The following is a 7,962-nucleotide window of genomic DNA, read 5'->3' as shown; positions in this document are numbered from 1 at the left end:
GCATCCTCTGGTGCCTCCAAAGGCATCTCAGGCGCAACCTTGGGCGCATCCTCTGGTGCCTCCAAAGGCATCTCAGGTGCAACCTTGGGCGCATCCTCTGGTGCCTCCAAAGGCATCTCAGGCGCAACCTTGGGCGCATCCTCTGGTGCCTCCAAAGGCATCTCAGGTGCAACCTTGGGCGCATCCTCTGTTTTTGCTTCTAATAATTCTGGTTTTGTAAGTTCTGGTGCAAATGTTTCTGATGTGTTCTCGCTTGATGGTGGCGATGCTGTTTCAACGGGACGCGGCTTTTCCTTTGGTTGAAATGGTGCAAGACTATCTATTTGTCCCTCTCCAATATGGCGTGCATCTTCTTTCTCTTGTGGCTGCATAGTTGGTTTTATGGCAGGGACAGCACGGATAGGAGCCTTCACGGCTCCTTGTTGAGAAGAAAACTCGTCCACTAAAGGAGCAAGAGTAATGGGAATTGCTTCCAATGGTTGTGGTAAAGAGACAGAGCTTGTAAACTGAATGGCTCCCCAACTGAGAAAAATGACATGGACCACAAGGGATAAAGCCAAGCCTCGTTTCATACTATGATAGGAGTCTTTATTCATTCTTTATGCCTTATTTATGCCTTACATTTTTTCATTTTTAATCACTCTATGCTCTTTTTAAAAAAAAATTAAAAACAACCGGTTATGCGCAATTTTATTACTTATTATTTATTGTGCTAGACTTGCTAACGCAACTTGAGAAAACCCCGATTTTTGAATATCCGCCAGCAGTTTTAATACCTGCTGATATTCAACAGTTTTAGCAACCCGCACAAAAACCCGTTGATCTTTTTGTGTAGCATCTGCTTCCAGAAGAGTTTTCAGGTGTGCAATCAGGGCCTGTGACGTTTCATAATAATCTTGATTAATGGCAAAGCGCCCTTGCGCGTCAAGTGAAACCGTAAGGGGTGTTTTTTGAGCTCGTACGGGACCCGCTTGACTACGAGGCAAATCTAGAGGAACACCGTTCACTAAAAGGGGAGCAGAGACCATAAAAATAATCAACAAGACCAGCATGACATCCACAAAAGGAGTGACATTGATCTCACTCATCAGTTGGCTTCGTGAATGATGCCGCCTACGTGTATTTTTGCGAGAAGAAGAAGAAGCAACAGAAACGCCCATGGATAAGCTCCTTTTTATAAAGAGGAAGGTGCTGTGCGTGTTTCATCAATACGCCGCGATACAATTGTTGAAAATTCATCGGCAAAATTTTCTATTTGTGCAATGATGCGCGCACTTTCATGAGTCAACTTGTTATAAGCAATAACGGCTGGAATTGCTGCAAACAAACCAATAGCGGTTGCCAAAAGCGCTTCTGCAATCCCCGGCGCGACAATGGCAAGTGATGTATTTTGAGAAGCTGAAATAGAAAGAAAAGACTCCATAATACCAATAACTGTTCCAAAAAGTCCGATAAAGGGTCCCGCGGATCCCAGTGTCGCAAGAAAACTTAATTTTGATTCTATTTTTTCACTTTCACGTCCCAGCGTCAAATCCATAGCCTTATCAATTCTGCTCTGCAAACTTTTCGATGTATGGGTCCCTTTTTCAAGAGATTTTTTCCATTCAACCATTGCTGCTATAAAAACTGCGGATATACTATTTGTACGTTGACTTTTGCATGATGCATAAAGATCTTCTAGCGCTTTGCCGGACCAAAATGTACGTTCAAACTGCTTTATTTCACGCCGTATTCTCCGATACGTAAAAATTTTATCAAAAATAATTGCCCAACTCCAGATGGAAGCGAGCAGCAACCCAATCATAACACCTTTCACGATCCAACTCGCTTGCATAAACAAATGCAACATTCCAATTGTTTCCGGATTTGTTAGTTCACCATGCGGCATAATTTTTGTCCCTCTAAATGAAAGGTGTATTTTTAAAAGTTTTATAAAACAGATTATTTTATAGTTTCTAAATTTAAGTAAAAACTCTAGTCTCACATAAATCCATGCGCTAAAACAAGACTTGTTTCTTAAATTTCCTTAAAAAGTGATGACGAGAGACATCCCTCAATGCAGGCCCCTCCTCATTTCACAACAGCATTTATGAAAAATATAACGATAAGAACTTCTCCATAAATACTATAAAAATAAAAGATATAAAAATGCATAATATAAAATCTATTATGCACCACCATCTTTACGCTTATGATAAAGAACGCTAAATCATCATACGCGTTTTAAGCTTAAAATGCTGCAATAAGTCTTAGCACTTGAAAAGATTCATAAGAAGCATTTTATTCCTTTCTTAAGTGTTTTTGTACCCACTCATCAACCCCGCTTGTGATATGTAAGAAAATGTTTTTAATTAATTCGCAGCAATAGAGCTTGAAAAGAAAAAATCTTACAAGTTTCAGAATTATCTAAAAATTGCAACGCAATGAATTATCATTATAAATAAATATGTTATCATCATGAAAAATTATGCTTTGCCTCAGGCTATTGTTTCTCTCATTCTTTAATAAGATCACACCATCGGGCAAAAAAACGACACTAAACCACCCTACCACACCTCACGACAATGCGCCTCCCCCATGCACCCCTACAAGTCCTATATAATCTAGTGTAAGTCTCATGTAATCTCATTGTGTTGTGAATTTGCCTCTTTCAATGCCTATCATCTCTCTGGCACTATGGTATAACGTAAAAGCTTCTGTGATATGAAAAAAGCCTTTTCACGTCTTTACTTCATGAAAACCAGCTTCTTCGCTCTCTTTGCTCACTTGCGATATTTGATCGTTATTGCATTGAGAATGATACATAAGGAACATTTTTACAATTTTTTCAATGATTTATATTTCTCTCTTATGATGTGTAAGCAAATGATTTTAATTGTTTCAACATGAACAGATTTGAAATGCAAAGTATTTTATTCCTCTATTGGAATTTGTGCCCGTGAGAAGTGATAATTTATCTTTCTAAGTCAATATATTATATAGAATAATATGCTTTTGAAACTTTAAATCAAGAATGCATTTCTGCTTTATATACATTGATCTCTCACTCATTTACTACGCTTAGAAGCGCACATAAAGTGATGCATTATAGATAGAAATGGATGAAACACGCGCTCTTGTGATGCCAAATGACAATCCAGTAAAAAAACAAATCAAATTGCTTAAAAACACCCTTTGGGTGTTTTGAGACAATTTTCGACCTAATGGCTTATTATCACTTTATTGCAATATTGCGCTGGGTATGTGCATTTTTATAAAAACAAATCTTAATCCATTTTTTATTTATTTTTTTTTGTACTTTTCTGTTGTTTTCTGATGCCAACAAACCTTTCTTCAAAAGAAAGAAAAATATCTTGAGTTTATAACAGAAAATGGATGAGGCGTGTTTAATTTTGTGAAATATCATCTTCAATTTATTGTAGTGTTGTAGCAGAGCTGTTTTCTTTTGCTGTATCGTGTAACCTTGTTGGAAAACATTTAGGCTATGATAAATGTATAGTTTTAGATTGTAGATTACTTTATATCTGCCGATCTCTCCTAAAGCTGCTGGTTCAATGAATAATACTTTTAACCAAGAATTTTTGCAAAAAGTTCTTTGGGTAAACGTCGCGGTTTTGCCTCCTCATTAATCAGAGCAATTTCAACTTTGGCTGTTACCAACGTGGTCATCTCATGCAAAATAGATTGCTCCATAAAAAAGCGTGCCCCTTGGATATGAGTAACACGTGTTTTAACGACTAAAAGATTATCAATTTTAGCTGGTCTTGAAAAATTAATTTCCATATGACGAACAACAAAAAACAGTTTTTCTCCCTCAACCCCTGCTGCTAACATCTTATTATTAAAACCGGCATCTCGTAAAAACTCTGAACGTCCTCGTTCAAAAAACTCAAGATAACGCGCATGATAAACCACACCGGAAAAATCTGTATCAGCAACATAAACGCGGACCTGAAAATTATGAAAAGCGTTTGTATGATTGCTCTTAAAAGGTGTTATTTCTGTCATCGACTTCATGCCCCATAAAATCATCTAATATAGCTAATATAGCAAATTGTTTATCAATCAAAAGATTGAACACATTTTTGTGTTGAAGTTGTGGAAAGCAAAAGCAAAAAATCCTCAATAGTGCCAAACTTTTTCGACCAGAATATGTTAAAGGAAGCACGTCTCTTGTATTTTATGACCTTGCTATAAAATGTTCAAATAGTTTCTTTTAATGAAGAAATGCCTTAGTCATCTTCCCCATCCCATAAAGACGTCTGAAGTAATGAATTGTCTTGAGCATCAGAAAGTTGAGAACGCCTTTGTATAGACGTTGTAGAGGCTGGAGCAGAAAGCCCTAAATGGCTCCAAGCCTTTTCAGTTAGAATGCGTCCACGAGCAGTTCTTTGAATAAAACCTTGTTGGAGCAAATACGGTTCAACAATATCTTCAATGGCATCGCGTGGTTCTGATAAAGCAGCAGCAATCGTTTCAATCCCCACCGGTCCCCCTAAAAAAGTTTCCGCAATCAGAAGCAAGTAGCGACGGTCAAGCGGATCAAGACCAAGATGATCGACCTCAAGGCGCGAAAGCGCTTCATCGGCGATTTTTTGGTCAATTTGTTTTGCTTGTTTAACCAAAGCAAAATCACAAACGCGCCGTAAAAGCCGTCCGGCAATACGAGGGGTCCCCCGTGCTCGGCGTGCAATTTCATGGGCACCATCATCACTAATCTTGACGGCAAAAAGCCGCGCATTACGCTGCACAATATATTCCAATTCTTCTATCGTATAAAAATTGAGACGAATTGGGATGCCAAAACGGTCTCTCAGCGGTGTGGTCAAAAGCCCCAAACGTGTGGTTGCCGCTACCAAAGTAAATTTAGCCAGATCAATTTTCACCGAGCGTGCGGCCGGCCCCTCCCCAATGATCAAATCCAGTTGATAATCTTCCATGGCTGGATAAAGAATTTCCTCAATCGCCGGATTTAAGCGATGAATTTCATCAATAAACAAGACATCACGTTCTTCAAGATTGGTCAAGAGAGCGGCTAAATCTCCTGCTTTAGCGATGACCGGCCCTGAAGTAGAGCGAAAATTAACGCCTAATTCTTTTGCCATAATCTGTGAAAGCGTTGTTTTTCCCAACCCCGGTGGTCCTACAAACAAAACGTGATCCAGCGCTTCTTGCCGCGTTTTTGCTGCTTCAATAAATATTTTTAAATTAGCCCGTGCCACTTCTTGACCAATAAAGTCATCGAGAACTTGTGGTCTTAAGGAACGATCTGGATCGTTAGGAAGGGAAGCGGAACCCAGAAGGCGTTTATCTTCATCTTTATGCATTGTTACCTTGATTTTAAGTAGGAGAAGAAAGCAATTTGAGACTATGGCGGATCAGCAGGGCAGAAGAAACAGTTTCCCCCTCAAGAGCGTTCATCGCAAGAGCAAGAGCACGGGATGCATGCTCCCGTTCAAACCCTAGCTTCATCAACGCGGAAAGCGCATCATGCGCAGGTTGATTGGTCATCTCACGCTGAGGAACCGAAACAGTCTTGAGCGCTTGTTCAAAGGGGAGTGTTTTACTTTTCAACTCACCCACAATTCTTTCACTGACTTTTTTACCAACGCCCGGCGCTCGACTAATCATCGCAACATCGTTTAAAGCAATAGCCTGTGCAAGTTCATCTGGCGATAAAGTACCCAAGATTGCCAAAGCAACCTTTGCCCCTACTCCAGGAACATTTTGTAGAAGACAAAACCACTCCTGTTCAGCTCTTGTAGCAAAACCAAAAAGGCGGATTGCGTCTTCCCGAACATGCGTTTCAATAAAAAGGCTTAACGCCTCCCCAACAGAGGGTAAAGAAGGACGCAGCCGATTTGACACAAAAACAACATAACCCACACCGTGCACATCAAGAAGGATATGATCATCAAAGATATGTTCAAGAGTGCCCTTTAATTTGCCAATCATGTTGCCACCCCACTCATATCGCCTTCCTTGCCTGATAAGATAGGTCAATACTGTTACGGTGCATACTATGACAAAGAGCAAGAGCAAGAGCATCAGCCGCATCACTGCTATCAAATTCAGCCCGTGGGAGGAGAACTTTGACCATCATATGGATTTGTTCTTTAGCCCCATGTCCAACACCAATAACCGATTTTTTCACTTTGTTGGGCGCATATTCAAAAACAGGAAGATTTGCTTGCGCAGGAACCAGCAGTGCAATTGCACGTGCTTGCCCAAGTTTTAAAGTTGCTGTAGCATCTTTATTGACAAACACATGTTCTACAGCGGCTTCATGGGGCATAAATTGATGCACAACCTCTGAAAGACCTTTGTGGATCTGACATAGTCTGGAAGCCAGCTCACACTTTACATCAGAAGAAACCGTCCCTGCTGCAATAAACTGAAGACGATTACCCGCAACATCGATAACGCCCCACCCTGTACGCCGTAATCCGGGATCAATGCCTATAATACGAATCGTCTCTGCCATAAACTACAGTCTATACACTTTTCCCCCCTGTGAATAAAGATGTGAATAAAGACAAGACCACAAAGAAAACAACAACCCAAGACAAAACCAGTAAAAAGATAATCATCCCCCCAAATTTATACAATTATAACACGCAACGAACAGCATCTTTATGAAGCATAACTGAAATCAATCAAAACCATTCACACACCACAAGCAAGCACCCTCTAAAGCATAAAAATTCCCTTTCTATATCATTTCCAATGCCATAACGGTTAAACATCGCAAGCGAGAAAATAGAGCAGTGCTGGATTGTACATTCATAATGTGTAAAGAGGCTATGAAACGGATGGTACACACTTTGCGAAAACTTTTTACATTATAGCATGGCGCTACCATGACAAGACAACACGTTGATTTATAAAGATAATTAATTATTTTGTATGTTGCATAAGAATCCCGAATATCCTAAGATTTTCTCATTACAAATCTGTTTATATTGAAGCAATCAAAACCATTCTCTTACATATGAAACGTGGGATTGCCGTATAGAGTGAAACTGTACAAGAAAGGACTAAAAATAATGCTTCTAATGAATTGTCTCAAGTTCCAAAGGCTGCCGCAACATTGGGGACTGGCAAAGATGATGATAGTGCCGGCTTTCTCCTTTGCAAGCATAAAGATGAGAGAGGCTCAACGGATGTGAATAAGAACTGAGAAATATTTTTGAATATACTCATCACACCACAATGACATTGCGTAGAGAGGGACATTGCATAGGGGCACAAGGAACCTATAGGACATTCATTATATGGCACTATATGGCACTTTATTTTGGATATTTTATTTTACGCGAGGGAAAATACCTTCCATTCAAAACAAAAGAAGCCCAAAAACTGTAACAATGTGTATCATCCTCATAACACACACTTTACAGCAGCTTTATAGGCATAAATTATAGAGCATAAATAAATTGATGTACAAGCCCCTACTCTATCTTAGAGCCAGATCATTATCATAACCAAAACAAAGTCACACGATAGATCAACAGAAAGTGTTCCAACTGCAATCAACCAAAGCCGATTTTCCACAAAACCAACCATACTCCATCCCATGCCATAATTTACAATCAATACCTATACCCTTCAGCTATAAGCTCAAGATATTTCCTACGCTCAAATAGAAATTAGGCAGAAAAAAGCACTCTAGATTAGTTTTAGTTGTGAAATTTCGGTTGTTAAAAAAAAATGGGTATACTGCTCTAAATATCGCAAGAAAGAAGCAAGGAGCTATTATTCTCAGCACGCCCACAAGTCGTTTCAGTAATTCGATTTGTTTTCCCACTAGATTATCATCGTTCAAGATAAAGCCGCCGCTTATTGACCAAAGTGCTTAAACTACAGCAGCATCTCTAAATGAAAAAAATGCACGCTTCTAAACGCAATGAATGAGAAACAAATTGGCGAAAAACTTCTGGCAATTCATGCCAATGAGGGGTT

Annotated in this window: 7 protein-coding genes and 1 pseudogene; all 8 read right to left on the bottom strand. The window is 39.5% G+C overall.

Translation table 11 applies throughout. From position 1 onward, the window contains the following. A pseudogene (locus ACFIJZ_RS02455) lies at positions 1 to 596 on the bottom strand (cell envelope biogenesis protein TolA); the annotation flags it as partial. Between the two features lie 108 nt (positions 597 to 704). Then, on the bottom strand, positions 705 to 1,160 hold the full coding sequence (gene tolR, locus ACFIJZ_RS02450) for a protein TolR (protein ID WP_375630935.1): 456 nt from the start codon (positions 1,158 to 1,160) through the stop codon (positions 705 to 707). Between the two features lie 14 nt (positions 1,161 to 1,174). Continuing rightward, positions 1,175 to 1,888 (bottom strand): protein TolQ, encoded by a 714-nt coding sequence (gene tolQ, locus ACFIJZ_RS02445; protein ID WP_273790464.1) that lies wholly within the window; start codon positions 1,886 to 1,888, stop codon positions 1,175 to 1,177. Positions 1,889 to 3,567: 1,679 nt separating this feature from the next. Further along, complete coding sequence (gene ybgC, locus ACFIJZ_RS02440) at positions 3,568 to 4,008, bottom strand: tol-pal system-associated acyl-CoA thioesterase (RefSeq protein WP_273790465.1); 441 nt, start codon at positions 4,006 to 4,008, stop codon at positions 3,568 to 3,570. Positions 4,009 to 4,232: 224 nt separating this feature from the next. Then, positions 4,233 to 5,327, bottom strand: coding sequence for a Holliday junction branch migration DNA helicase RuvB (gene ruvB, locus ACFIJZ_RS02435; protein ID WP_375630934.1), 1,095 nt, complete (start codon positions 5,325 to 5,327; stop codon positions 4,233 to 4,235). A 13-nt stretch (positions 5,328 to 5,340) separates the two neighbouring features. Then, entirely contained in the window at positions 5,341 to 5,955 is a 615-nt protein-coding gene (gene ruvA / locus ACFIJZ_RS02430) for a Holliday junction branch migration protein RuvA (protein WP_375626548.1), read from the bottom strand. Between the two features lie 13 nt (positions 5,956 to 5,968). Continuing rightward, positions 5,969 to 6,484: a crossover junction endodeoxyribonuclease RuvC gene (gene ruvC, locus ACFIJZ_RS02425; protein WP_273790468.1), complete on the bottom strand. Its 516-nt coding sequence runs from the start codon at positions 6,482 to 6,484 to the stop codon at positions 5,969 to 5,971. A 977-nt stretch (positions 6,485 to 7,461) separates the two neighbouring features. After that, positions 7,462 to 7,596: a hypothetical protein gene (locus ACFIJZ_RS02420; protein WP_375630933.1), complete on the bottom strand. Its 135-nt coding sequence runs from the start codon at positions 7,594 to 7,596 to the stop codon at positions 7,462 to 7,464. Positions 7,597 to 7,962 lie beyond the last annotated feature (366 nt).

It is taken from the genome of Bartonella sp. CL70QHWL, assembly GCF_042194855.1.
GTDB lineage: Bacteria > Pseudomonadota > Alphaproteobacteria > Rhizobiales > Rhizobiaceae > Bartonella.
The sequence above is the reverse complement of the archived record's forward strand: the minus strand, read 5'-3'. Positions and strand labels throughout refer to the sequence as shown.